Source organism: Serratia sp. PL7 (genome assembly GCF_945957435.1).
This window is the reverse complement of the sequence record NZ_CAMFLB010000003.1, coordinates 242970-266119: the sequence shown is the minus strand read 5'-3', so window position 1 is coordinate 266119 and position 23150 is coordinate 242970. Positions and strand designations below refer to the sequence as shown.

The following is a 23150-nucleotide window of genomic DNA, read 5'->3' as shown; positions in this document are numbered from 1 at the left end:
TCTTACTGCGCCTGCACCCGCAGCTCGGCTGCGGAGCGGCTACGGTGACCCAACAGCGCTTTGACATCGCTAGACTTCGGTTTGACCAGGGCGAACTTTGGCGCCCACTCCGGCCAGTTGGCCAGGATCTCTTCCGCGCGGGAAGAGCCGGTCGCCTGCACGTGTTCGGTGATCAGGCCGCGCAGGTGCTCCTCATGGATCGCCAGCTGATCGACATCCAGCACTTCCACCAGCTCCGGGTTCACGCGCTTGCGGAACTCGCCATCTTCGTCCAACACGTAGGCAAAGCCGCCGGTCATGCCGGCACCGAAGTTGATGCCGGTTTTACCCAGCACACAGACGATGCCGCCGGTCATGTATTCGCAGCCGTTGTCGCCGATGCCTTCCACCACGGTGATGGCGCCGGAGTTGCGCACCGCGAAGCGTTCGCCCGCGCGGCCGGCAGCGAACAGCTTGCCGCCGGTGGCGCCGTACAGGCAGGTGTTGCCGACGATACTGGCTTCATGGCTGCGGAAGGCGGAGCCGATCGGCGGACGCACTGCGATGCTGCCGCCGGCCATGCCTTTGCCGACATAGTCGTTGGCATCGCCGGTCAGGGTCAGCTCGACGCCGCCGGCGTTCCAAACGCCGAAGCTCTGCCCGGCGGTGCCGGAGAAGTGCGCCTTGATAGGATCGGCCGCCATGCCCTGATCGCCGTGCACGTCGGCGATCGCGCCGGACAGCATGGCGCCCACGGAGCGGTCGGTGTTGCGAATGTCGAAGTAGAAGGTTTTACCCTGCTTCGCTTCGATGTACGGCTGCGCCTGCGCCAGCAGCTCTTTGTTCAGCAGGCCCTTGTCGAACGCCGGGTTGCTGCTTTCGGTGCAGTACACCGCTTTGCCCGGATGCGGCGTGGCGGTTTTCAGCAGCGGCGACAGATCCAGCTTGTTCTGCTTGGCGGAGATGCCGTCCAGCTCGGTCAGGAACTCGGTGCGGCCGATCAGATCCACCAGTTGGCTCACGCCCAGTTGGGCCATGATCTCGCGGGTTTCACGCGCGATAAACTGGAAGTAATTCGTCACGCGTTCCGGCAGGCCGTGGTAGTGATCGCGGCGCAGCTTGTCGTCCTGAGTCGCGACGCCGGTCGCGCAGTTGTTGAGGTGGCAGATGCGCAGGTATTTGCAGCCCAGCGCCACCATCGGCCCGGTGCCGAAGCCGAAGCTTTCCGCGCCCAGGATCGCCGCTTTGACGATGTCCACGCCGGTTTTCAGGCCGCCGTCCACCTGCAGGCGGATCTTGTGGCGCAGGCCGTTGGCCACCAGCGCCTGCTGGGTTTCCACCAGGCCCAGTTCCCACGGACAGCCGGCATATTTCACCGAGGACAGCGGGCTGGCGCCGGTGCCGCCGTCGTAACCGGCGATGGTGATCAGATCGGCATAGGCTTTCGCCACGCCGGTGGCGATGGTGCCGACGCCCGGCTCGGACACCAGTTTCACCGAAATCACCGCCTTCGGGTTGACCTGCTTCAGGTCGAAGATCAGCTGCGCCAGATCTTCGATCGAGTAGATGTCGTGGTGCGGCGGCGGGGAGATCAGCGTCACGCCCGGCACTGAATAACGCAATCTGGCGATGTACGGAGTGACTTTGTCGCCCGGTAGCTGGCCGCCTTCGCCCGGCTTGGCGCCTTGCGCGACCTTAATTTGGATCACGTCGGCGTTCACCAGGTAGGCCGGCGTCACGCCGAAGCGGCCGGAGGCCACCTGTTTGATGCGCGACACCTTGTTGGTGCGGTAGCGCGCCGGATCTTCGCCGCCTTCGCCAGAGTTGGAGAAGCCGCCGAGACCGTTCATGGCGATCGCCAGCGACTCGTGCGCTTCCGGGCTCAGTGCGCCGATCGACATCGCCGCGGTGTCGAAGCGTTTGAACAGCGACTCCGCCGGTTCGACCTGATCGACCGGGATCGGTTCACCTTTCGGCGTGATGGCCAGCAGATCGCGCAGCATGGCGATCGGCCGCTCGTTCACCAGCTTGGCGTAGGCCTGGTAGTCGCTGTACTCGCCGCTGTGCACCGCTTTTTGCAGCGAGTTCACCACGTCCGGGTTGTAGGCGTGGTATTCGCCGCCGTGTACGAACTTCAGCAGGCCGCCTTGCTCCAGCGGTTTGCGTTTCAGCCAGGCGCGCTTGGAGAGGTTCTGCAGATCCTGCTGGAAGTCGCTGAAGCTGGCACCGCCGATGCGGCTGACCACGCCCTGGAAGCACAGATCCGCCAGATCGCGGTGCAGGCCGACCGCTTCGAACAGCTTGGAGCAGCGATAAGAGGCGATGGTCGAGATGCCCATCTTGGACATGATCTTGTACAGGCCTTTGTTGATGCCGTTGCGGTAGTTCAGCATCACGTCGCGGTATTTCTTGTCGATCGCCTGGCTGTCCACCAGCTTGGCCAGGGTTTCATAGGCCAGGTACGGGTAGATGGCGGTCGCGCCGAAGCCGAGCAGCACGGCGAAGTGGTGCGGATCGCGGGCGCTGGCGGTTTCAACGATCAGGTTGGCGTCGCAGCGCAGGCTCTTCTCCACCAGGCGGGTTTGCACGGCGCCCACAGCCATCGGAGCCGGTACCGGCAGGCGGCCGGGCGCGATGGCGCGGTCGGACAGCACCAACAGAACTGCGCCTTCGCGCACCTTGCGTTCCGCTTCGTCGCACAGGGCGCGAATGGTCTGCTCCAGATCCTGCTGCTGCGGATCGAAGGTCAGATCGAGCGTCTCGGCGCGATAGTATTCGCCTTCCAGCGTGGTGAGCTGTTTGAAATCGGAGTACAGCAGGATCGGCGATTTGAAGCTCAGGCGGTGCGCCTGGCCTTCGGCTTCGCAGAACACGTTCATTTCACGCCCGATGCTGGTGGCCAGCGACATGACGTGCGCTTCGCGCAGCGGATCGATCGGCGGGTTGGTGACCTGCGCGAACTGCTGGCGGAAGTAGTCGTAAACGATGCGCGGCCGGCTGGAGAGCACGGCGAACGGGGTATCGTCGCCCATCGAACCGGTGGCTTCCTGGCCAATCTCGCCCAGCACGCGGATCACCTGATCCAGCTCTTCGCTGCTGTAGCCGAACTGTTTCTGGTAGGTTTCGAGCTGCGCGTCGTCGAGCTCGCGGCTGCCGACCTGATCGTCCGGCAGATCTTCGAACGGCACCAGGCGTTTGACGTTTTTCTCCATCCACTCTTTATACGGGTGGCGGCTTTTCAGATCGTTGTCGGTTTCCGCTGAGTGCAGGATGCGGCCGCTGCGGGTGTCGATCACCATCAGCTCGCCGGGGCCAACGCGGCCTTTTTCCACCACTTCATCCGGCTGGTAATCCCAGATGCCGACTTCGGAGGCGCAGGTGATCAGCTTGTCTTTGGTGATCACGTAGCGCGCCGGGCGCAGGCCGTTGCGATCGAGGTTACAGGCGGCGTAGCGGCCGTCGGACATCACGATGCCGGCCGGGCCGTCCCACGGCTCCATGTGCATCGAGTTGAAGTCGAAGAAGGCGCGCAGATCGCCGTCCATGTCCGGGTTGTTCTGCCAGGCCGGCGGCACCAGCAGGCGCATGGCGCGGATGAGATCCATCCCGCCCGCCAGCAGCAGCTCCAGCATGTTGTCCAGCGAACTGGAGTCGGAGCCGGTTTCGTTGACGAACGGCGCGGCGGCTTGCAGATCCGGGATCAGCGGCGTTTGGAATTTGTAGGTACGGGCACGCGCCCATTGGCGGTTGCCGGTGATGGTATTGATTTCGCCGTTGTGCGCCAGGTAGCGGAACGGCTGCGCCAGCGGCCAGCGCGGCACGGTGTTGGTGGAGAAGCGCTGGTGGAACAGGCATATGGCCGACTCCAGGCGCAGGTCCGCCAGATCGAGATAGAAGCGCGGCAGATCCGCAGGCATGCACAGGCCTTTATAGATCGTCACCAGGTTAGAGAAGCTGCAGACGTAGAAACTGTCGTCCTGCACGCGTTTCTCGATGCGGCGACGCGCCACGAACAGGCGGCGCTCCATATCGCGCGGGCGCCAGCCGGCCGGGGCGTTAACGAAGATTTGCTCGATGCGCGGCAGGGAGGAGAGGGCGATTTCACCCAGCACGTCCGGGTTGGTCGGCACTTCGCGCCAGCCGACGATCGACAGCGTTTCGTTTTGCAGCTCTTCTTCCACGATGCGGCGGCTGAGGCGCGCTTCCTCTTCATTCTGGCTGAGGAACATCATGCCGACGGCGTAGTTCTTGGCCAAACGCCAGCCGCGCTCTTCCGCCACCATGCGGAAGAAGCGATCGGGTTTTTGCAGCAACAGGCCGCAGCCGTCGCCGGTCTTGCCGTCGGCCAGGATCGCGCCGCGGTGCTGCATGCGGGCCAGCGCGTGAATGGCGGTGCGCACCACCTTGTGGCTAGGTTCGCCTTCTATGTGGGCGATCAGGCCGAAACCACAGTTGTCCCTCTCTTGGGATTTATCGTACAACATATCGTGAACCTCCCCAGGCTCTGCGTGACTCTCACAACCTACTGCGAGGGGGCTTCCCAATTTCAGGCAGAAGTCCAATCAGCAAGTTAACCCCGCCAATCTGCTTTTCCGCCCTCCATCAATGGCCTCTCGTGACGGTCTCACAAGTGGTATAGGACTTGTTTTAAGAGGGAGTCTTCAATTACTGCATAAATATGACGAGACGTTTGCCCGTCCAGAAAGCTTCCAGCGGACTTCCAACTTAGCGAGAAAGAATTCGCAGGTCAAATGTGGGCTTAAGATAGATTCTTATCGAATTAATGATGTTTATTTATTTGATAAATAAGTAATTTAATGCATTTTTGCACTGTCGTGGGGCAACACCGATCCCCGCAGAAGTGTGAGCTGTCTCACTATAGTGCAACCCCTTAATCTCTGCACCATGCTAGTGCGGGGGTTAATGCCAGAATTTTATTCTATAAGATATTGCTTGGCTGATGTTTATGACTATTTTTCACCGTGTTGTCATATTGCCGTTAACGGTTGCGTGACGATTAGAATAATTCATCAGAATTATAGTGAATTGATTTGCGTTTATGATGAATAGTTATGCCTGGTGGCGCCTTGCGGGGAAAGCGTTGATCTCTGTCATCGCGGGAAAAGCCGTTTCTTATTAGCATCGCGGCTTTGAACACAGAGAATCACCAAGATTATGCAGTTGCCGCAATTAGTCAATATGTTTGGCGCAGATCTCCAGCGCCGCTATGGCGAAAAGATCCATAAACTCACGCTGCACGGCGGATTCAGCTGCCCTAACCGCGACGGCACGTTGGGGCGCGGCGGCTGTACGTTCTGCAATGTCGCCTCGTTCGCCGATGAAGCGATGCAGCGCCAGAGCATCGACGAACAGCTGGCGCAACAGGCCGCGCGGGTCGATCGGGCGCGGCGCTATCTGGCCTATTTCCAGGCCTATACCAGCACCTATGCGCAGATCGAACGGCTGGCGTCGATGTATCGGCAGGCGTTGGCGCAGAGCGCCATGGTCGGCCTGTGCGTCGGCACCCGGCCGGACTGCGTGCCGCCCGCCGCGCTGGATCTGCTGGCGGGATACCGCGAGCAAGGCTATGAAGTGTGGCTGGAGCTGGGGCTGCAGACGGCGCACGATAAAACGCTGAAGCGCATCAATCGCGGCCATGATTTTCGCTGTTATCAGCAGACGGCGCGGCTGGCCCGGCAGCGCGGGCTGAAGGTGTGCTGCCATCTGATCGTCGGGCTGCCGGGAGAAACTCAGCGCGATCATCTGCTCACGCTGCAGCGGGTGGTGGAGACTGGCGTGGATGGCATCAAACTGCATCCGCTGCACGTCGTGACCGGCAGTACCCTGGCCCGCGCGTGGCGCGCCGGGCGCTTGTCCGAACTGGCGTTGGAGGACTACGCCGTCAGCGCCGGGGAGATGATCCGCCACACGCCGGGCGAGGTGGTGTATCACCGTCTTTCCGCCAGCGCCCGTCGGCCGACGCTGCTGGCGCCGCTGTGGTGCGAAAACCGCTGGAGTGGCATGCAGGCGGTCGGTGCTTATCTGCAACAGCGCGGTGGGCAGGGCAGCGCGCTGGATGAAAAGTGGCGCTACCACCCTGGAATGCCGTTCTGAAGTGCAATCTTTGCCACACTTCGGCGTTTGCCGCCTTATCTCACCGCGGTTTTACGGTATGATTCAAAAGATTGTGTCTGATGGGAGCCGCTATGAAGCAAATCCGGGTGTTGGCCCAGTACTACGTTGATTTAATGGTGAAACTGGGGTTGGTACGCTTCTCGCTGCTGCTGGCCTCGGCGCTGGTGGTGCTGGCGATGGTGGTGCAGATGGCGGTGACCATGCTGCTGCGCGGCGAAGTGGAAAGCATCGACGTGGTGCGTTCGATCTTCTTCGGCCTGTTGATCACCCCGTGGGCGGTCTATTTTCTCTCGGTGGTGGTGGAACAGTTGGAAGAGTCGCGCCAACGGCTGGCGCGGCTGGTGGACAAGCTCGAAGAGATGCGCCACCGCGATCTGGAGCTCAATCAGCAGCTCAAAGACAATATCAGCCAGCTGAATCAGGAGATTGCCGACCGTATCAAGGCGGAAGAAGAGCGCCTGCAGGTGATGGAAAAGCTGACCGAAGAGATGGAACAGCGCGAGCTGGCGCAGATTGAGCTGGGCCAGCAATCGGCGCTGTTGCGTTCCTTCCTCGATGCCTCGCCGGATCTGGTCTACTACCGCAACGAAGACAAAGAGTTCTCCGGCTGCAACCGCGCGATGGAGCTGCTGACCGGCAAAAGCGAGAAGCAGCTGATCGGCCTGACGCCGTTCGACGTCTACGGCCAGGAGATCGCCGAAAAGGTCATTGAGACCGACGAGAAGGTGTTCCGCCACAACGTCTCGCTGACCTACGAACAGTGGCTGGTGTATCCCGACGGCCGCAAGGCCTGTTTCGAGCTGCGCAAGGTCCCGTTTTACGACCGGGTGGGCAAACGCCACGGGCTGATGGGCTTCGGCCGCGATATTACCGAGCGTAAGCGCTACCAGGACGCGCTAGAGAACGCCAGCAGGGAGAAGACCACCTTTATCTCCACCATCAGCCACGAGCTGCGTACGCCGCTTAACGGCATCGTCGGCCTGAGCCGCATCCTGCTCGATACCGAGCTGAATGACGAGCAACTGAAATACCTGAAGACCATCCACGTCAGCGCCATCACCCTCGGCAATATCTTCAACGACATTATCGAAATGGATAAGCTCGAGCGGCGCAAGGTGCAGCTCGACAACCAGCCGGTGGACTTCACCGGTTTCCTGGCAGATCTGGAGAACCTCTCCGGCCTGCTGGCGCAGCCGAAAGGGCTGCAGTTCATCATGGATCCGCAGACGCCGCTGCCGCAGCAGATCGTGACCGACGGCACGCGCCTGCGGCAGATTCTGTGGAACCTGATCGGCAACGCGGTGAAATTTACCCAGCAGGGGAAAATCGTGGTGCGCGTGCGGCGCGAGGCGCAGGAGAAGCTGGTGTTCGAGGTGGAAGATTCGGGCATGGGCATCCCGCAGGACGAGCAGGACAAGATCTTCGCCATGTATTACCAGGTGAAAGATCAGCGCGGCGGCCGTCCGGCCACCGGCACCGGCATCGGGCTGGCGGTCTCCAAGCGGCTGGCGCAGAGCATGGGGGGTGACATCACCGTGCGCAGCGAACAGGGGCACGGTTCTTGCTTCACTCTGACCATCCAGGCGCCGGCGGTGCAGGAAGCCGTCAGCGAGGTATCGGAGGAAGAGGAGCTGCCGTTGCCGGCGCTGCACATCCTGCTGGTGGAGGATATCGAACTGAACGTGATCGTGGCGCGATCGGTGCTGGAGAAATTGGGCAACAGCGTCGATGTGGCGATGAACGGCCACGATGCGCTGGCGATGTTCGACCCGGACGAGTTCGATCTGGTTCTGCTGGACATTCAACTGCCGGACATGACCGGGCTGGATATCGCCCGGGCGCTGCGCGAACGCTATGCCGGGCAGGCGCTGCCGCCGCTGGTGGCTTTGACCGCCAACGTGCTGAAAGACAAAAAAGAGTATCTCGAGGCGGGCATGGACGATGTGCTGAGCAAGCCGTTGTCGGTGCCGGCGCTGACCCAGGTCATCAAACACTATTGGGATCATCAACCTTCTCACACTTCAAAGAAAACGGAGCACAAGGCGATGCAGATTAATGAGTCGTTACTCGATACCGCGATGCTGGAACAGTACATGGATCTGGTTGGCCCGCAGCTGATCCACCAAAGCCTGGAGATGTTCGAACAGATGATGCCGGGCTACCTGGCGGTGCTGGACTCCAACATGACGGCGCGCGATCAGAAAGGCATCACCGAGGAAGGGCACAAGATCAAGGGCGCCGCCGGTTCGGTCGGTCTGCGCCATCTGCAGCAGCTGGCGCAGCAGATTCAAACGCCGACGCTGCCGGCCTGGTGGGATAACGTGCAGGATTGGGTGGATGAGTTGAAGCAAGAGTGGCGCAACGATGTGCAGGTACTGCGGGCTTGGGTTGAGAACGCTGAAAAAAAATGACCCCGACCTAAGCCGGGGTGCGCGAATATTGCGCCAACACCAGGGAAATTGTGAACCTGCGTATTGGTTTCAGTGTTCTGGTCGAGCAGGTTGTTGCGAATTCCTAAACATCATACAGCCAACAACATAGCAAATGTAAGCGCTCTTGTTAGAAGATTCATTAAAATGTGTGATGTAGATTAGTGTTTGTCAACTCAGAGCACGAACCAGTTGACAGCAGCGACAGGAGTAAGAGTGATGAAAAAGGTGGGTGTAGTCCTCAGCGGCAGCGGCGTTTATGACGGTACGGAGATCCATGAAGCGGTGCTGACGCTGCTGGCGTTGGACCGTGCCGGCGCCCAGGCGGTGTGCTTTGCGCCTGATAAACCACAATGCCATGTTATTAATCACTTATCGGGTGAGGAGATGGCGGAGTCGCGCAATGTCCTGATTGAATCGGCGCGCATTGCCCGCGGGGCAGTGCAGCCGCTGGCGCTGGCGGAAGCCGCCCAGCTGGATGCGCTGATCGTGCCCGGTGGCTTTGGTGCCGCCAAGAATCTCAGCAATTTCGCCGAAGCCGGCGCGGAATGTTGGGTCGATGAAGATTTGGCGCGTCTGACGCGCGAGATGCATAAGGCCAACAAACCAATTGGCCTGATGTGCATCGCGCCGGCGCTGTTGCCGAAACTGCTGGATCAACAAGCGCGGCTCACCATTGGCAACGATCCGGACCTGGGGGAAGTGATTGACGCCATGGGCGGCGAGCCGGTGATTTGTCCGGTGGACGACATCGTGGTGGACAGCGAGCACAAGATCGTGACTACGCCAGCCTATATGCTGGCGCCGTCGATCGCGCAGGCGGCCCTCGGCATCGATAAACTGGTGGCGCGGGTGCTGGAACTGTCTGAATGAGAAAATCGCTCGGCGGATGGCGGCGGCTGCGCCCGTGGTATTGGCTGAAGCGCGGTGTCATCGCGATTATCGGCCTGTGGGTGTTGGGCATTGTGCTCTTTGCCTTCCTGCCGGTGCCGTTTTCCGCCGTGATGGTGGAGAGGCAAGTCAGCGCCTGGCTGAGCGGCGACTTCGGCTACGTCGCCCATTCGGACTGGGTGTCGATGGACGATATCTCGCCGCAAATGGCGCTGGCGGTGATGGCGGCGGAGGATCAGAAGTTTCCAGACCATTGGGGCTTCGATGTGGCGGCCATTGAAAAGGCGCTCAGCCACAACGAGAAACGCCCGACGCGTATCCGCGGCGCATCCACGCTGTCGCAGCAGACCGCTAAAAACCTGTTTCTGTGGGATGGCCGCAGCTGGCTGCGCAAAGGGCTGGAGGCCGGGCTGACGTCGGGCATCGAGCTGGTGTGGACCAAGCGACGTATTCTGACGGTGTATCTGAACATCGTCGAGTTCGGCGACGGGGTGTTCGGCGTGGAAGAGGCTTCACAGCGCTTTTTCCATAAGCCGGCCAAACGTCTGAGCGCGGCCGAAGCGGCGCTGCTGGCGGCGGTATTGCCGAATCCGCACCGCTTCAGGGCCGATGCGCCGTCCGGCTATGTGGTGCAGCGTCAACAATGGATTATGCGCCAAATGCGGCAACTGGGCGGGGAAGCGTTTTTACGCGAGAACAAGCTGGATTAAACGGGCGGGAGCGGCACGGTGCCGCTCCCGCCAAGCGGTTTATTTCACATAGGTAAAGGCGGTCGTGACGTGCTTCACGCCGCTGACCTGGCTAGCAATCTGCGCCGCTGACTGCCCTTCCTGCTGCGTGACCAGGCCCAGCAAGAACACTTCGCCGTTTTCGGTAGTAACCTTCACGTTGGACGATTTCACCGTATCGCTGGTGAGCAGCTGCGAACGCACCTTGGTGGTGATCCAGGTGTCGGAGGACGCGGTGCTCAGGCTGACCGGCGTGCCCTGACGGATCTCGTTATACACTTCGGTCGTGCCTTCCACGCCCATGGCGATCTGCTTGGCGCGCGCGGTGAGATCGGCGTTAGGCGACTGGCCGGTCAACAGCACCTTGCCCTGATAGGCGGTGGCGACCACCCGGGCATCTTTCTTCAACTGCTGGTCTTTGCTCAGGGCGCTTTCGACCCTGGCTTCCAGCGTGCCGTCATCCACCTGGGTCCCGACGCTGCGCGGGTCGGTGGCGGTTTTGGTCGCGACGGCCGCACTGCCGACGACGACGCCGGCGATACAGCCTTGCAACAGCAGGGCGCTGGACAGCACTGCAAATGTGGCTTTTAGCTTCATCTCAGTTCCTTAATCGTCCTGGTGGGGGAATAACGTATTGTCTATCAGGTCGCACAGGCAGTTTACGGTCAGCATATGCATTTCCTGAATGCGCGAGCTGCGGTGCGACGGGATGCGGATCTCGACATCCTGCTGGCCGAGCAACCCAGCCAGTTCGCCACCGTCGTAGCCGGTGAGCGCGACGATGGTCATATCGCGGGTCACGGCCGCCTCGACCGCTTTCACAATATCACGGCTGTTGCCGCGGGTGGAAATCGCCAGCAGCACGTCACCGGTGTGCCCAAGTGCGCGCACCTGCTTGGCGTACACTTCGTCGTGCAGCCGATCGTTGCTGATCGCCGTCAGCACCACGTTGTCGGCGTTGAGGGCGATGGCTGGCAGGCTGGGGCGCTCGGTTTCAAAACGGTTGATCATGCTGGCGGCGAAGTGCTGCGCGTTGGCCGCCGAGGTGCCGTTGCCGCAGCACAGGATTTTGTTGCCGTTGAGTAAGGATTGAACCAGCGTCATCGCAGCGCGGGAAATGGCGTCCGGCAGTGCTTCCGCCGCCGCGATCTGGGTTTGGATGCTTTCGGTAAAACAGACTTTAATTCTATCCAGCACGTTGTATTAATCCACTAAGTCAAAGGGCCGGTCTGCGCCGCAAAACCCCAATTAATCCGCATTGAAGGCGTTGGGTATCCATTCTAACTGGCTACCGGTAATGGCCAAAACATCAAAACGGCAAGATGATGTGTCAAAACTGGCTCCGCGCCCCGCCAGCCAGACGGCGGCGGCGTGCAGCAACCGCTGTTGTTTGCGAAAGGTGACGCTGGCGGCCGCGCCGCCGAAGGCGTCGTTGCGGCGGTAGCGCACTTCGACGAATACCCAGGTAGTGCCGTCGCGCATGATGAGGTCGAGCTCACCGCCGCGCACCGCGACGTTGGCGGCGCAGAAGGTGAGCCCGGCGTGTTCCAGGTGACGGCGGGCCAGTAACTCGTAGCCCGCCCCGGAGGCGCGTGGGTTCAAGAGACCGGAACGACCGTACCCTGACGGTATTGCAGCCAAGGCAGCTTGCGGTTGATCACGCAGTTCGGCGATGCGCTCAGCGTACCGGTGGTGCCGGAAACCTGGAAACCCGGCAGCTGGCGCATTTCAGCAAAGTGGTTGGCCAATGTCCAGGCATCCATCCCCATTGCATACAGGCGCACCAGCGAGTAATCGTTGCGGAAGCGCGCGCTGGCCTGCTGCAGCAGCTGAGGGTTTGAGCCGGCCAGCAGCGGGATATCGCTGAACTGCAGGCCTTCCATTTCCAGACGGAAGTCCGGGCCGGCGCCGGCCTGGTAGCTGCGCGAGCTGGCGTACATCGCCGGTTTGCCGCGCGAGCTGGTGGCCATGTCGATCATCGGTTTGATCAGCGTCAGTTGGGACTGGGTAGCGACGATATACACCGCGTCGACGCTGCCGCCGGTGGCGGCGGGCACGTCGCTCGGCGGCGCAGGAATGGTCAGCCCGGCGATGGTGACGCTCTGCGGCGCCGGGGCGCTCGACATCGGCGTGCCGGTCATGCGGATGCCGCCGCTGTTCACCATCTGGCGCAGCTCGCCGGCAGAGCCGATGTCCTGACGCAGCACGGTTTGCCCGCCTTGCTTCTGCCATTCCTGGTTAAAGGCCTTGGCGACGCGATCGCCGAAGGCGCCGCGCGGCACCAGCAGCAGCGGTTGACGCTTCTGCTGTTCCCAGATGTGGCGGGCGGCGTCGCGCGCTTCATCTTCCGGCGACAGGGCGAAGTAACAGATGTTCAGGTTGTCCTTCGGCGTTTCCGGCTGGTTGAGCGCCAGCACGTTCAGCGTGGTGGTGCTGGCGGACAGCTGATCGACGTTCTCTTTGAGCAGCGGCCCGACCACCAGAGTAGCGCCATCCTGCTGCGCCTGGCTCAGCAAGGCGGCCAGCGGCTGGCTGGTGGTGTCGTACACTTTGACCTGCGCATTAGCGGCCTGCAGCGGCGTTATCGGCGCGCTGGACGGTGCAGCGGGTTGCGCGGCGGTCACGGCCGGCTGGCTCTCTTGCGCCGAAGGGCTGACGGCGCCGTTGGCGTTGATGTCACCCGCTGCGGCCTGATCGGCCGGCGCCGTTTGGGCCGGTGCGCTGGCAGGTTGCGCGGCTTGAGGTTGCGGCGCCGGCATGGAACCGCCGTTTTTCGCCGCTTCGAAGCCTTGCTGGATGGCGTCGGCGAACACTTTCGCCTGGCCGTTCAACGGCAGCAGCAGGGCGATTTTCGAGGTGGAGGCCTGAGTGAAGTTCAGCACCTGGTTCAGGCGAGCCGGCAGCGTTTTGGCTGCCGGGTTCTTCGGATAACGGTTCTGCCAATCTTTGATGCCGGCCTTCAGCAGATCGGGATCCTGCTTGTTGTCCTGATAGACGCGCAGCAGATCCAGCCAGCCTTGCAGCACGTTCTCGTCGGCGTTGATCACCAGGCTGTTCATCTCCTGCGGCGTCAGCTGCAGCAGGGCCTGCCAGGTTTGATCCAGATTGTCCTGGTGCGGTTTGCCGGTCAGCAACGGCTCCTGAGCGATATAGGCGCGGATCAATGGCAGCGACGCTTTGCCTTGATTGGCGGCGATCTGCGCCTGGTAGTAGCGCACCTTCTGATTCGGCGACAGCGCACCGCTGTCCAGGTGGCCCAGCGTGCTGCGGGCGCTGACGTAGCTCTTGTTGGCGATCTGCAGTTCGGCGGTCAGCAACTGGCGCTCAGTCTGCTGTGCGCCGCTGAGGTTTTTCGGCAGCTGATTCAACTGGTCGCCGGCCTGCGGCAGTTTTCCTTCGCGCAGCAAGGCGCGAATAGCAAGTAATTGCCAGTCAGCCTTGTTATCATCGCTGCTTTGCTGCAACTGCTGCAGGTAGTAATCGGAGCTGGCGCTCGCTTCGTCCTGTATATTGGCGGGCGGCGTTTGCGGGGCCCGACTTGGACAGCCTGCCAGGAAAAGGGCGGCCGCGATGACTGCGGTAAGTCGGACAGGCTTGGAACGCCCTGCTTTGGTACGAACGAATGTTGAGGAAAGCATACTGTATCCAGTGATGTTTTTTTCAAGATGCTCAATATTAAATCGGCAACCCGGATGAAACAATGAATCAACACCAACAATCAGTCATTTCTGCATCAACGCTGTATGTGGTGCCCACCCCCATCGGCAATCTGGGCGATATTACCCACCGTGCGTTAGAGGTACTGAAAAGCGTTGATCTGATCGCGGCGGAAGATACGCGCCATACCGGATTGCTGTTGCAACACTTCGCGATCAACGCGCGTCTGTTCGCGCTGCACGACCACAACGAACAGCAAAAGGCCGATCAGCTGCTGGCGAAACTGCAGGAAGGCCAGAGCATCGCGCTGGTTTCCGACGCCGGGACGCCGCTGATCAACGATCCCGGTTATCACCTGGTGCGCCGCTGCCGCGAGGCCGGCATTCGCGTGGTGCCGCTGCCGGGCGCCTGCGCCGCCACTACCGCGCTGTGCGCCGCGGGCGTCGCTTCCGACCGTTTCTGCTACGAAGGTTTCCTGCCGGCGAAAACCAAGGGGCGCAAGGATACGCTGATGGCGCTGGCGGAGGAACCGCGCACGCTGATTTTCTACGAATCCACCCACCGCCTGCTGGAAAGCCTGCAGGACATGGTCACCGTCTGGGGCCCGCAGCGCTATGTGGTGCTGGCGCGCGAGCTGACCAAAACCTGGGAATCCATCCACGGCGCGCCGGTGGGCGAGCTGCTGGCGTGGGTGCAGGAAGATGAAGTGCGCCGCCGCGGTGAGATGGTGCTGATCGTCGAAGGCCACAAGGCGCAGGAGGATGCGCTGCCGCTCGAGGCGCTGCGCACGCTGGCGCTGCTGCAAAAAGAGCTGCCGCTGAAAAAGGCGGCGGCGCTGGCGGCGGAAATCCACGGCGTGAAGAAAAATGCGCTGTATAAGCACGCGCTGGAGCAACAACAGCCGTAAAGCGGTTGACCTGCCGCCGCCGCAACGCTACTATCCGCGCCGGAGTTGACCAGACAGTCGCCGCTTCATTGCCGTCCTCTTCGGGGAGACAGATGGAGGGGAGGAAAGTCCGGGCTCCATAGGGCAGGGTGCCAGGTAACGCCTGGGAGGCGCAAGCCTACGACTAGTGCAACAGAGAGCAAACCGCCGATGGCCCGCGCAAGCGGGATCAGGTAAGGGTGAAAGGGTGCGGTAAGAGCGCACCGCGCGGCTGGCAACAGTCCGTGGCACGGTAAACTCCACCCGGAGCAAGGCCAAATAGGGGTTCACATGGTACGGCCCGTACTGAACCCGGGTAGGCTGCTTGAGCCAGTGAGCGATTGCTGGCCTAGAGGAATGACTGTCCACGACAGAACCCGGCTTACCGGTCAACTCCCTCGACAAAAGAAAACCCCGCGCAACGTCAGTTGCGCGGGGTTTTTCGTTTTCCGGCCGGCCTTACACCGGCAGGTCAATCAACAGCGCGCGCAGCGGCGTCTCGGCGCGGATCGTCAGGCGGTTCTCCTCGCGCACGAAGGCGCCGTCGCCGCAGGTCAGGCGCTGTTCCTCGTGGCGCTCGCCGGTGGCGGCGATGGTACCGTGTATCGACTGCAGATAAGCGCGCGGCCCATTAATCGTCAGCGTGTGTTCTTCGCCCGGCTGCAGATCGAGATGATGGATCCAGACCTGCTGGCGCAGCTGCAGGCTGCCCTGCGCGCCGTCAGGCGAGGCCAGCAGCAGGTTGCCTGCCGCCGGCAGCGTCAGACGCTGCACCCGCTCGTTGTTGCGTTCCGGGCAGGCATCCAGCCACAGCTGCAGACGAGTCAGTGGCGTATCGCTGCTGACGTTCTGTTCGCTGTAGCTCAGGCTTGGCTGGGTGGCCAACAGCAGCGCTTCGCCGGCTTTGGCGCGTGCGGTGTTGCCGTCGCTGTCGCGGTATTCCGCCTCGCCTTGCAGGATCAGGTTCAGGATATCGACGCTGGGATAGGTGCGCGGCTGGAACGACGCGCCCGGCGCCAGCACCTCCTGATTCAGCACCCGCAGCGACGCGTAGCCCATCAGTTTGGGATCGAAGTAGTGACCAAAGGAAAAGGTGTAGCGAGCCTGCAGCCAACCAAAGTCAGCTTGCCCGCATTGTTGTGCTGTTCTGCATGTAATCATGGCAATCGGCTCTCTAAATTCATTATCCAAATGGTAAGCATCTGGACGTCGGATTGTTAGCCAGTTAATCTGGTCGGCATATTCAAATTTCCTGACAGAGGGATGCGATGGCCAGAGATCGGGCGCTCACGCTTGAGGCACTAAGGGTGATGGATGCAATCGACCGGCGCGGCAGTTTCGCCGCGGCCGCCGACGAATTGGGCCGGGTGCCGTCGGCACTCAGCTACACCATGCAAAAATTGGAAGAAGAATTGGACGTGGTGCTGTTCGACCGTTCGGGCCACCGCACCAAGTTCACCAACGTGGGGCGCATGTTGCTGGAACGCGGGCGGGTGCTGCTGGAAGCGGCCGACAAGCTGACCACCGACGCCGAGGCGCTGGCGCGCGGTTGGGAAACTCACCTGACCATCGTCAGCGAAGCGCTGTCGCCGCCGAGCCTGCTGTTCCCGCTGGTGGACAAGCTGGCGCTGAAGGCCAACACCCAGGTGTCGATTTTCACCGAGGTGCTGGCGGGCGCCTGGGAGCGGCTGGAGCAGGGGCGCGCCGACATCGTGATCGCGCCGGACATGCATTTTCGCGCGTCGTCCGAGATCAACACCCGCAAACTGTATAAGGTGATGAGCGTTTATGTCGCCGCGCCGGATCATCCTATCCACCTGGAGCCGGAGCCGCTTTCCGAAGTGACCCGCGTGAAATACCGCGGCATCGCGGTGGCGGATACCGCTCGCGAGCGCCCGGTGTTGACCGTACAGCTGCTGGATAAGCAGCAGCGTCTGACGGTGAGCACCATTGAAGACAAACGTCTGGCGCTGCTGGCCGGGTTGGGGGTGGCGACCATGCCGTATCCGATGGTGGAGAAAGATATCGAGGCCGGGCGGCTGCGCGTGGTGGGGCCGGAATACAGCCGCGAAGCCGATATCATCATGGCCTGGCGGCGCGACAGCATGGGGGAGGCGAAAGCCTGGTTCCTGCGCGAAATTCCGCGCCTGTTCGCGCAGCGTTAAGTCGGTTGGATGACATCCCCTTGCCGGGCGGCAAGGGGATTTTTTTCGCCTTAACCGAAGCGCTGGTCGCGGCCGTGCGGCTCGTCCAGATCCTGCGCCGGCCCGATGGAAATGATGCCGTGCGGGTTGATGGTGGCGTGGCTGCGGTAGTAGTGGTTGCGAATGTGCGGCAGGCTGACCGTCTCGTCGATGCCCGGCATCTGGTAGATGTCGCGCAGGAAGCCGTACAGGTTGAGGTAGTCGCTGATGCGGTGTTTATCGCACTTGAAGTGGGTGACGTACACCGGATCGAAACGCACCAGCGTGGTCCACAGACGCAGGTCGGCTTCGGTCAGCCGATCGCCGGTCAGGTAGCGATGCTGCCCCAGGATCTGCTCCAGGCGCTCCAGCGTGTTGAATACCCCGTTGACCGCTTCGTCATAGGCTTCCTGGCTGGTGGCAAAACCGGCTTTGTACACGCCGTTGTTCACTTGATCGTAAATCCAACCGTTCAGCTCATCGATCTTGCCGCGCAGCGCGGTCGGGTAGTAGTCGCCTGCCCGAGCGCCGACGCCGTCAAATGCGCTGTTGAACATGCGGATGATGTCGGCGGATTCATTGCTGACGATGGTTTGCCGCTGTTTATCCCACAGCACCGGCACGGTCACGCGCCCGCTGTAGTGCGGATCGGCCCGCAGGTAGATCTGGTACAGGAAGTCGGCGTGATACAGCGGATCGCCGGTGGTTTCCGGAAAATCCTGGCCGAAGGTCCAGCCGTTTTCCAGCATCAGCGGGTGCACCACCGAGACCGGAATGATCTGCTCCAGCCCTTTCAGTTTGCGCATCAGCAGCGTGCGATGCGCCCAGGGGCAGGCGAGAGAAACATAAAGGTGATAACGGCCCGCTTCGGCCTGGAAGCCGCCCACGCCGTGTTCGCCCGGCTGACCGTCGGCGGTCACCCAATTGCGAAACTGAGCGGTTGAACGTTTGAAACGGCCGCCGGTAGATTTGGTGTCATACCAGATGTCTTGCCAAACGCCATCGACGAGTTGTCCCATGGGAATCTCCTTGGTGTCCGAGTTAAAAAACGACAGAGCCCGGCATGCCGGGCCCTGAATGACAGTTTAGATTACCATTTCTTGTTCAGAATACGGTCGATGCTGAAGCCGCCCGGGCCTGCGACCGCCAACACGATGAAGCCGCCGGCGATGGTCAGGTTTTTCATGAACATCAGCTGGTTTACGCCTTCCGCAAAGTCAGTGTGGAACAGCAGCGCGGTCAGGATGGTGAAACCGGCAGTGAACAGCGCCACGGTGCGGGTCAGGAAACCGAACAGGATCGCCAGACCGCCGCCAAATTCCAGCAGGATGGTCAGCGGCAGCAAGAAGCCAGGCACGCCCATCGATTGCATGTACTGTTGGGTACCGGCATATGCGTCACCCATTTTGCCGTAGCCTGCCACGATAAACAGGATTGGCATCAGAATACGAGCAACCAACAAACCTGTATCTTCTAATTTTTTCATCATCTACTCCAAAGTGTTTTTGTGCGCCTGTTCGGCGGTAGTCATATCAACGGGCGGCGTAGCGGGTCTCTGACCCTGTCCGCTCCGTATCGTATTGATGGAGTGAATGTTAAGCGGGAAGTGCTCAGGTTGTTAGCAAGTAAAACTGTCGTAATTTTTCAAAAAATCTGAATCTTTAGCGTGCTAATAAAATGCCGCCGATCAGCAGGTTGCCCGGCCCCGGGGTTGGACGCGTTGTATCAAGGGAGAAAATGCGGGCAGAGCAACAGGAGGTTTGAAGGAAAGACTAAGCGGCTTACTTGGCGGAAAACGTCTTTTTAAACAGACGGATAGCGCTCCATGCGCCGAAAGCGCGACGCGACCAGCGGATCATCTTGCTGGGATGGCGGATGCCGTACAGCGCCATGACGCTGGAACCGAGCACCAGATAGCGGCGCAGGCCAAACACCGTTTGCCAGCCGCGGTCGATGCGTTCGGTCTTTTCCAGCCACAGAGACTTGTGTTCGGCCAGATCCAGACGCTGTTGCTGGATCTGCCGAATCAGCCTCTCTTTTTTCCATTCCAGATAGCGGCGGCGGCTCATGGCTCGCGCTCCAGCTCGGCGCGATCGAGTTCCAACTGCTTGCGCGTGGCGCCGAGCAGCGTGGTGCGACGGGCCTTGACCAGCGTCCAGATGGTGCCGACCACGGCGAGGAACAGCAGCACGCCGGTTGTCGCGCCCAGCGCCACCAGCCGGTAGACCGGATCGATGGCCCAGAAGATCAGGATCAGCAGGCTCATCAAACCGAAGGCGGTGAACAGCAGCGTCATGCCGGCCATGATCAGCAGCTGAATGAGGTTGGCTTTCTCCTCTTCCAGCTCGACCACTGCCAGCCGGACGCGGGTTTCCACCATGCCGACCAGGATCGTGATGATGCGCTGACCGATATCCAGGACCCCTTTAGCGGGGCCCTGCGCGCGCACTTGCGGTTGTTCAGCCATGATTAACGACGCGCGAGCAGCACGCCCAACACGACGCCGACCGCCGCGCCGATACCGATGCCGGTCCACGGGTTGTCGCGCACGTAGTCGTCGGCCTGGCCGGCGATCTGCTTGGTTTGCGAAGCCAGCTTGTCACCGGCGTCGCTCAGGCGAGCGCGGGTCTCTTTCAGCGCGCCTTCCGCTTTCGAGCGCAGCTTCTCCAGCTCGGCTTTCGGCTTGTCGGTGGAGGAGTTCAGCACTTCCTCCAGCGTATCGGCTAAGGACTTCAGTTCTGCGCGTAAGTTTTCTGCATTTGAATCATGTGCCATGTGATTATTCCTTAACGTTTATTTCGACAGACTTTTAACATAGCGGATTTTTTCGCCGGAGCAAAGGGGTGATGGCCAGCAGATAACACCAGACATCAATTTCATATGCTTAAGAAATCCCGTGTGATGGGGCTCTCATCGATAAATCCGCTGGTGTGAAAAAATTATTCCGCCTGGGCGTGTTTCAACTCAGCTTGCGCTTCCGCCAGCTTTTGCTGCTTCTTGGCGACCTTGTCCAGCTTGCCGGTTTGCTGCGTTTCTTTCAGTTCCTGCCGGCGCTCGTCGACCTTGCGCTGTTTCTCTGCGATGTTTTTTTGGCGTTCGGCTTGCAGGCCGGCTTCGGTGCAGTGAGTCTGCACTTCGCTCAGCGCTTTTTTTAGCCCGTCCACGCGGTGGGTGTTACCGTGCTGGGTGGCGTAGTCGATTTGCTGTTGGATGTTTTGCGCTTTGGCGGCACAACCGCCCTCAGCGGCCGCAGCGAGGGCCGGCAGCGTGCAGAGAGGCAACAGCAGTAACAGGGAGTGGCGTAATTTCATCTTTCAGTTCCTTTTCATGGGGTACCTGAACAGGCACCCGCTTTCCTGGCTGCCGAAGGTGGCAGCGCGAGAGGAGGGCGTTCATTGCCGGCTGAAGTTATCCTTCAGCATAGTCATGAAACCGGCGTGCCCCCAAAGAATCAGCCGTGACTCAGTGCTGACTGATTAATTCTTGAGCTAATCGGTGCGAATGAAAATGAAGATAATGGCAGTGAAAGGAAACCCCTTCATCTGAAGGGGGATTATCCCAGATTGAGTGGGGAACGCGCAAATTCGCGCACCCAATGCGATGGCACGGGGGATTCGCTCAACGCGATGTGGTAACCGGGCGGCAGGATGGTTTGCAGCGCTTCGCGCGCCAGCAACTGCTGCTCCGGCGAATCCAAACGGATGACCAGGCCATCACCTTCCGGCGTGATGCTTTTGATGCGGATGCCGCGCTCATCCAGGCGCTGGTAGACGTAAAAGCCGTCGGGCAGCGACAGCCCTTGCTGGCTGGCGCGAATGCGCAGCTCGCTCTCGGTGCGCACCATACAGGGCACCAGCAGCGTCGCCAACGCCAGTAGGGCGAGCGCGATCATCAAGACGTATTGCCAGCGCGGGCGCTTTGCTGTCACGCCCCTTTCCCCGGGTTCTGGCCGCTGGCTCGTTTCTTGCGCCACAGCACGATCAGTGAGCCGACCAGCCCAACCACCAGCAATACCAGCGGCAACATCATCAGGCAGAACATCAGCTGATCTTCATACTTGCGGAACACCGGGGTTTTCCCGAGGGCGAAGCCCAGCGTCGTCAGGATCAAGACCCACAGCAGGCCGCTCATCCAGTTGAAGAACTGGAAGCGCGCGTTGTTCAGGCCGGACAGGCCAGCGATGGTTGGCAGCAGGGTGCGCACGAAGGCCAGGAAGCGGCCGACCAGCAGGGCGGAAAGGCCGTGGCGGTGGAACAGGTTGTGGGCGCGCTGATGGTAGTGAGCCGGCAGATGCGAAAGCCAGCCTTGCACCGTTCGCGTATTGCCGAGCCACCGGCCCTGTATATAGCTGACCCAGCACCCCAGGCTGGCGGCGACGGTCAGGATAACGATGGTCAGCGGGAAGCCCATGGTGCCTTTGGCGATCAGCACGCCGACCAGGATCAGCAGGCTGTCGCCCGGCAGGAAAGCGGCCGGCAGCAGGCCGTTCTCCAAAAACAGGATCATGAACAGCAGGATGTAGAGGGTCCACACCAGCGAAGGGTTCGCCAGCGTCTCAAAATCCTGCTGCCACAAGGCATGTATCAGTTCTTTAATGATATCCATCCGGTGTTCCTAAAACGTCATTGTTTATTTTTATCTCAGCGGTGGAACGGGCGTGGGCTGAAAACGCGCGGCGATCCTGAATGCTGATAACGATGAAACGGCGTTGCTTTAAGGTTTCTTAGCGGTGCGACACCGGTCATAGGTGGTAAGTCAGCGTGCCACGGTACTGCATGTTACTTTCTTTCCAGCCGGCCTGCCGACTCTGTTGCCTGGAGGCGTCCAGCATCCCGTCGACCTGGGCAAGCCGGTTGGGAGCCGGCGTGTCCTGGCGGGGGAAGCGAATTCGGTAGCCTGGCTCTGCGGCCAGGGTATAGACCGGCACCGGCAGGGAGGAGGCGAGCAGCGAGCCGGAGAAAGAGTGCGCTCTGGGCAGCAGCAGCGGCAACTTGCCGGGGGCTTTGCGGCGCGCTTCGGCCGGCGCCCGATACACCTGATCATAGGGGGAAAGCGCCGGCTCCGCCAACAGCGGCAGGCTGCTCAGCGCGCTGGGGGTGGGCTTGGGTGACGCCACGCATAGCTGTGGGCCGGAGACCGAACCGGTCCAGCAGAAAACAGCAATCAGCATGGCAAACAACCAGCGCATTTATTCGCGTCCCGCCCCCGCAGCAATGGGTAAAAAAGTGGGCTAACTCTACCAAAATAGCACGATTGGCAACAGGGAAATCTACGTTGCCGACGGTGAAATAGTACACGGCAAACGGCGGTTCCGGCATCGATTCAGCGGATTTTACATTACCTGACATAAGCCGACGGTTTTTGACCGCCGTGGCTATTTCGGCTCGTGGCCCACGCCATCCAGATGCACCACCGGATTCTCGGCGAACAGGTAGCGATCGGCGTTGTATTCGAAGTCGTCGCTGGTGGCGTTGAACAGCATCTGCTTGGTGTTTTCCAGGTGCTGCCACATCGCCAGTTTGGCGGCGTAAGGATCTTTGCGCATCAGCGCCTTGAGGATCTGATCGTGATCGTCGCACCAGCTGGCGATCGAACGTTCGTCGATATGCTCGTGCAGTTTCTTCCAGTAAGGGTTGTTGACCCGCTGCACCCACATTTTTTCCACGATGGTGGCCATGGCGGTGTTCTGGGTGGCCAGCGCCACCTGCACGTGGAACTTCAGATCCCACTGCGAGTCGCGGAAACGATCCTCTTTGCGGGCATGCTCCTGGATCTCCATCAGTTGCACGATATCCTGCTTGGTCACCTGGGTGGCGGCAAATTCGGCGATGTTGCTTTCTATCAGTTGGCGCGCCTGCAGCAGCTCAAACGGGCCGGCGGTGGCGAACTCGATGCTGTCGCCCGGCACCACCAGGTGTTTTTGCTGGTTGGACACCACGTGGATCCCGGATCCCTTGCGCACGTCCACATAGCCTTCGACTTCCAGCATGATGATCGCCTCGCGCACCACGGTGCGGCTGACATTCATCTCTTCGGCGATGTATCGCTCGGCCGGCAGCTTGTCGCCTACCGGATAACGGCCGCTTTCGATGCGTTGCTTCAGCTCGGCGGCCAGTTGCTGATACAGGCGTCTGGTTTCAGTGAATTCCATAGTGAATGCTCTATACGGTGCGGTGGGAAGGGGCGCGTGGCCATCGGATTTGTTATACCACTTATTCGGCAC

The 23150-nt window shown here is 60.8% G+C and carries 22 protein-coding genes and 1 other RNA gene; 7 read left to right on the top strand and 16 right to left on the bottom strand.

Annotated elements, in window-relative coordinates:
• Positions 1–2 precede the first annotated feature (2 nt).
• A complete protein-coding gene (gltB, locus tag N6G83_RS19380; RefSeq protein ID WP_025304362.1) occupies positions 3–4463 on the bottom strand; it encodes a glutamate synthase large subunit in 4461 nt (1486 codons plus the stop codon).
• Positions 4464–5154: 691 nt separating this feature from the next.
• Between gltB and N6G83_RS19375 the strand changes: the two genes are divergently transcribed.
• The 4 genes from N6G83_RS19375 (at position 5155) to mtgA (ending at position 10144) form a co-directional block, all read left to right on the top strand.
• Positions 5155–6093 carry a TIGR01212 family radical SAM protein gene (locus N6G83_RS19375; protein ID WP_025304361.1) on the top strand — a complete coding sequence of 313 codons (939 nt, stop codon included), beginning with the start codon at positions 5155–5157 and terminating at the stop codon, positions 6091–6093.
• 92 nt (positions 6094–6185) lie between these two features.
• The gene (arcB, locus tag N6G83_RS19370) at positions 6186–8525 is read left to right on the top strand and encodes an aerobic respiration two-component sensor histidine kinase ArcB (protein WP_025304360.1); all 2340 of its coding nucleotides are present in this window, start codon (positions 6186–6188) and stop codon (positions 8523–8525) included.
• Between the two features lie 237 nt (positions 8526–8762).
• Complete coding sequence (gene elbB, locus N6G83_RS19365; protein WP_043141979.1) at positions 8763–9416, top strand: isoprenoid biosynthesis glyoxalase ElbB; 654 nt, start codon at positions 8763–8765, stop codon at positions 9414–9416.
• Complete coding sequence (gene mtgA, locus N6G83_RS19360) at positions 9413–10144, top strand: monofunctional biosynthetic peptidoglycan transglycosylase (RefSeq protein WP_025304358.1); 732 nt, start codon at positions 9413–9415, stop codon at positions 10142–10144. The genes elbB and mtgA overlap by 4 nt, the downstream gene beginning before the upstream one ends.
• 39 nt (positions 10145–10183) lie before the next feature.
• On the opposite strand, the gene dolP is transcribed toward mtgA, so the two are convergent.
• From dolP to N6G83_RS19340, 4 genes are read right to left on the bottom strand one after another with little or no spacing between them, the layout of a single operon-like run.
• The gene (dolP, locus tag N6G83_RS19355; protein ID WP_004937101.1) at positions 10184–10759 is read right to left on the bottom strand and encodes a division/outer membrane stress-associated lipid-binding lipoprotein; all 576 of its coding nucleotides are present in this window, start codon (positions 10757–10759) and stop codon (positions 10184–10186) included.
• A 9-nt stretch (positions 10760–10768) separates the two neighbouring features.
• Positions 10769–11359, bottom strand: a complete 591-nt coding sequence (gene diaA, locus N6G83_RS19350; RefSeq protein ID WP_004937103.1) for a DnaA initiator-associating protein DiaA — start codon at positions 11357–11359, stop codon at positions 10769–10771.
• A gap of 51 nt (positions 11360–11410) precedes the next feature.
• On the bottom strand, positions 11411–11764 hold the full coding sequence (locus tag N6G83_RS19345; protein WP_015379164.1) for a YraN family protein: 354 nt from the start codon (positions 11762–11764) through the stop codon (positions 11411–11413).
• Positions 11761–13800 (bottom strand): penicillin-binding protein activator, encoded by a 2040-nt coding sequence (locus N6G83_RS19340; protein WP_043141990.1) that lies wholly within the window; start codon positions 13798–13800, stop codon positions 11761–11763. Before N6G83_RS19340 ends, N6G83_RS19345 begins: the two co-directional genes overlap by 4 nt.
• Positions 13801–13862: 62 nt before the next feature.
• On the opposite strand from N6G83_RS19340, the gene rsmI reads away from it, so the two are divergent.
• Together rsmI and rnpB are read left to right on the top strand one after the other, a co-directional pair.
• Positions 13863–14726 carry a 16S rRNA (cytidine(1402)-2'-O)-methyltransferase gene (rsmI, locus tag N6G83_RS19335; RefSeq protein ID WP_004937108.1) on the top strand — a complete coding sequence of 288 codons (864 nt, stop codon included), beginning with the start codon at positions 13863–13865 and terminating at the stop codon, positions 14724–14726.
• Between the two features lie 41 nt (positions 14727–14767).
• Positions 14768–15145, top strand: an RNA gene (gene rnpB / locus N6G83_RS19330) — RNase P RNA component class A.
• Positions 15146–15203: 58 nt separating this feature from the next.
• Here the strand turns inward: rnpB and N6G83_RS19325 are convergent.
• Complete coding sequence (locus tag N6G83_RS19325) at positions 15204–15905, bottom strand: pirin family protein (RefSeq protein WP_049204376.1); 702 nt, start codon at positions 15903–15905, stop codon at positions 15204–15206.
• A gap of 107 nt (positions 15906–16012) precedes the next feature.
• Between N6G83_RS19325 and N6G83_RS19320 the strand changes: the two genes are divergently transcribed.
• Positions 16013–16909 carry a LysR family transcriptional regulator gene (locus N6G83_RS19320; protein ID WP_025304355.1) on the top strand — a complete coding sequence of 299 codons (897 nt, stop codon included), beginning with the start codon at positions 16013–16015 and terminating at the stop codon, positions 16907–16909.
• A gap of 50 nt (positions 16910–16959) precedes the next feature.
• Here the strand turns inward: N6G83_RS19320 and N6G83_RS19315 are convergent, their stop codons facing one another.
• The 10 genes from N6G83_RS19315 to exuR form a co-directional block, all read right to left on the bottom strand.
• Positions 16960–17946: a glutathione S-transferase family protein gene (locus tag N6G83_RS19315; protein ID WP_260515723.1), complete on the bottom strand. Its 987-nt coding sequence runs from the start codon at positions 17944–17946 to the stop codon at positions 16960–16962.
• Between the two features lie 71 nt (positions 17947–18017).
• Positions 18018–18413, bottom strand: a complete 396-nt coding sequence (locus tag N6G83_RS19310; protein WP_025160115.1) for a DoxX family protein — start codon at positions 18411–18413, stop codon at positions 18018–18020.
• Between the two features lie 295 nt (positions 18414–18708).
• Complete coding sequence (locus N6G83_RS19305) at positions 18709–18996, bottom strand: YqjK-like family protein (RefSeq protein WP_004937121.1); 288 nt, start codon at positions 18994–18996, stop codon at positions 18709–18711.
• Positions 18993–19394 (bottom strand): phage holin family protein, encoded by a 402-nt coding sequence (locus N6G83_RS19300; RefSeq protein ID WP_015379160.1) that lies wholly within the window; start codon positions 19392–19394, stop codon positions 18993–18995. The genes N6G83_RS19305 and N6G83_RS19300 overlap by 4 nt, the downstream gene beginning before the upstream one ends.
• 2 nt (positions 19395–19396) lie before the next feature.
• On the bottom strand, positions 19397–19702 hold the full coding sequence (locus tag N6G83_RS19295; RefSeq protein ID WP_004937125.1) for a YqjD family protein: 306 nt from the start codon (positions 19700–19702) through the stop codon (positions 19397–19399).
• A 164-nt stretch (positions 19703–19866) separates the two neighbouring features.
• Positions 19867–20238 (bottom strand): DUF1090 domain-containing protein, encoded by a 372-nt coding sequence (locus tag N6G83_RS19290; RefSeq protein WP_142591195.1) that lies wholly within the window; start codon positions 20236–20238, stop codon positions 19867–19869.
• A 242-nt stretch (positions 20239–20480) separates the two neighbouring features.
• A complete protein-coding gene (mzrA, locus tag N6G83_RS19285) occupies positions 20481–20855 on the bottom strand; it encodes an EnvZ/OmpR regulon moderator MzrA (protein WP_004937130.1) in 375 nt (124 codons plus the stop codon).
• Positions 20852–21532: a DedA family protein gene (locus tag N6G83_RS19280; RefSeq protein ID WP_025304352.1), complete on the bottom strand. Its 681-nt coding sequence runs from the start codon at positions 21530–21532 to the stop codon at positions 20852–20854. The genes mzrA and N6G83_RS19280 overlap by 4 nt, the downstream gene beginning before the upstream one ends.
• Before the next feature lie 136 nt (positions 21533–21668).
• A complete protein-coding gene (locus tag N6G83_RS19275; RefSeq protein ID WP_025304351.1) occupies positions 21669–22115 on the bottom strand; it encodes a hypothetical protein in 447 nt (148 codons plus the stop codon).
• Positions 22116–22301: 186 nt separating this feature from the next.
• Positions 22302–23078 (bottom strand): transcriptional regulator ExuR, encoded by a 777-nt coding sequence (exuR, locus tag N6G83_RS19270; protein WP_025304350.1) that lies wholly within the window; start codon positions 23076–23078, stop codon positions 22302–22304.
• Positions 23079–23150: the final 72 nt, after the last annotated feature.

What these genes read in the sequence shown, in the direction of transcription:
- gltB (WP_025304362.1), bottom strand. Translation starts at nt 4,463, where the DNA reads ATGTTGTACGATAAATCCCAAGAGAGGGACAACTGTGGTTTCGGCCTG.
- N6G83_RS19375 (WP_025304361.1), top strand. Translation starts at nt 5,155, where the DNA reads ATGCAGTTGCCGCAATTAGTCAATATGTTTGGCGCAGATCTCCAGCGC.
- arcB (WP_025304360.1), top strand. Translation starts at nt 6,186, where the DNA reads ATGAAGCAAATCCGGGTGTTGGCCCAGTACTACGTTGATTTAATGGTG.
- elbB (WP_043141979.1), top strand. Translation starts at nt 8,763, where the DNA reads ATGAAAAAGGTGGGTGTAGTCCTCAGCGGCAGCGGCGTTTATGACGGT.
- mtgA (WP_025304358.1), top strand. Translation starts at nt 9,413, where the DNA reads ATGAGAAAATCGCTCGGCGGATGGCGGCGGCTGCGCCCGTGGTATTGG.
- dolP (WP_004937101.1), bottom strand. Translation starts at nt 10,759, where the DNA reads ATGAAGCTAAAAGCCACATTTGCAGTGCTGTCCAGCGCCCTGCTGTTG.
- N6G83_RS19340 (WP_043141990.1), bottom strand. Translation starts at nt 13,800, where the DNA reads ATGCTTTCCTCAACATTCGTTCGTACCAAAGCAGGGCGTTCCAAGCCT.
- rsmI (WP_004937108.1), top strand. Translation starts at nt 13,863, where the DNA reads ATGAATCAACACCAACAATCAGTCATTTCTGCATCAACGCTGTATGTG.
- N6G83_RS19325 (WP_049204376.1), bottom strand. Translation starts at nt 15,905, where the DNA reads ATGATTACATGCAGAACAGCACAACAATGCGGGCAAGCTGACTTTGGT.
- N6G83_RS19320 (WP_025304355.1), top strand. Translation starts at nt 16,013, where the DNA reads ATGGCCAGAGATCGGGCGCTCACGCTTGAGGCACTAAGGGTGATGGAT.
- N6G83_RS19315 (WP_260515723.1), bottom strand. Translation starts at nt 17,946, where the DNA reads ATGGGACAACTCGTCGATGGCGTTTGGCAAGACATCTGGTATGACACC.
- N6G83_RS19310 (WP_025160115.1), bottom strand. Translation starts at nt 18,413, where the DNA reads ATGAAAAAATTAGAAGATACAGGTTTGTTGGTTGCTCGTATTCTGATG.
- N6G83_RS19305 (WP_004937121.1), bottom strand. Translation starts at nt 18,996, where the DNA reads ATGAGCCGCCGCCGCTATCTGGAATGGAAAAAAGAGAGGCTGATTCGG.
- N6G83_RS19300 (WP_015379160.1), bottom strand. Translation starts at nt 19,394, where the DNA reads ATGGCTGAACAACCGCAAGTGCGCGCGCAGGGCCCCGCTAAAGGGGTC.
- N6G83_RS19295 (WP_004937125.1), bottom strand. Translation starts at nt 19,702, where the DNA reads ATGGCACATGATTCAAATGCAGAAAACTTACGCGCAGAACTGAAGTCC.
- N6G83_RS19290 (WP_142591195.1), bottom strand. Translation starts at nt 20,238, where the DNA reads ATGAAATTACGCCACTCCCTGTTACTGCTGTTGCCTCTCTGCACGCTG.
- N6G83_RS19280 (WP_025304352.1), bottom strand. Translation starts at nt 21,532, where the DNA reads ATGGATATCATTAAAGAACTGATACATGCCTTGTGGCAGCAGGATTTT.
- N6G83_RS19275 (WP_025304351.1), bottom strand. Translation starts at nt 22,115, where the DNA reads ATGCGCTGGTTGTTTGCCATGCTGATTGCTGTTTTCTGCTGGACCGGT.
- exuR (WP_025304350.1), bottom strand. Translation starts at nt 23,078, where the DNA reads ATGGAATTCACTGAAACCAGACGCCTGTATCAGCAACTGGCCGCCGAG.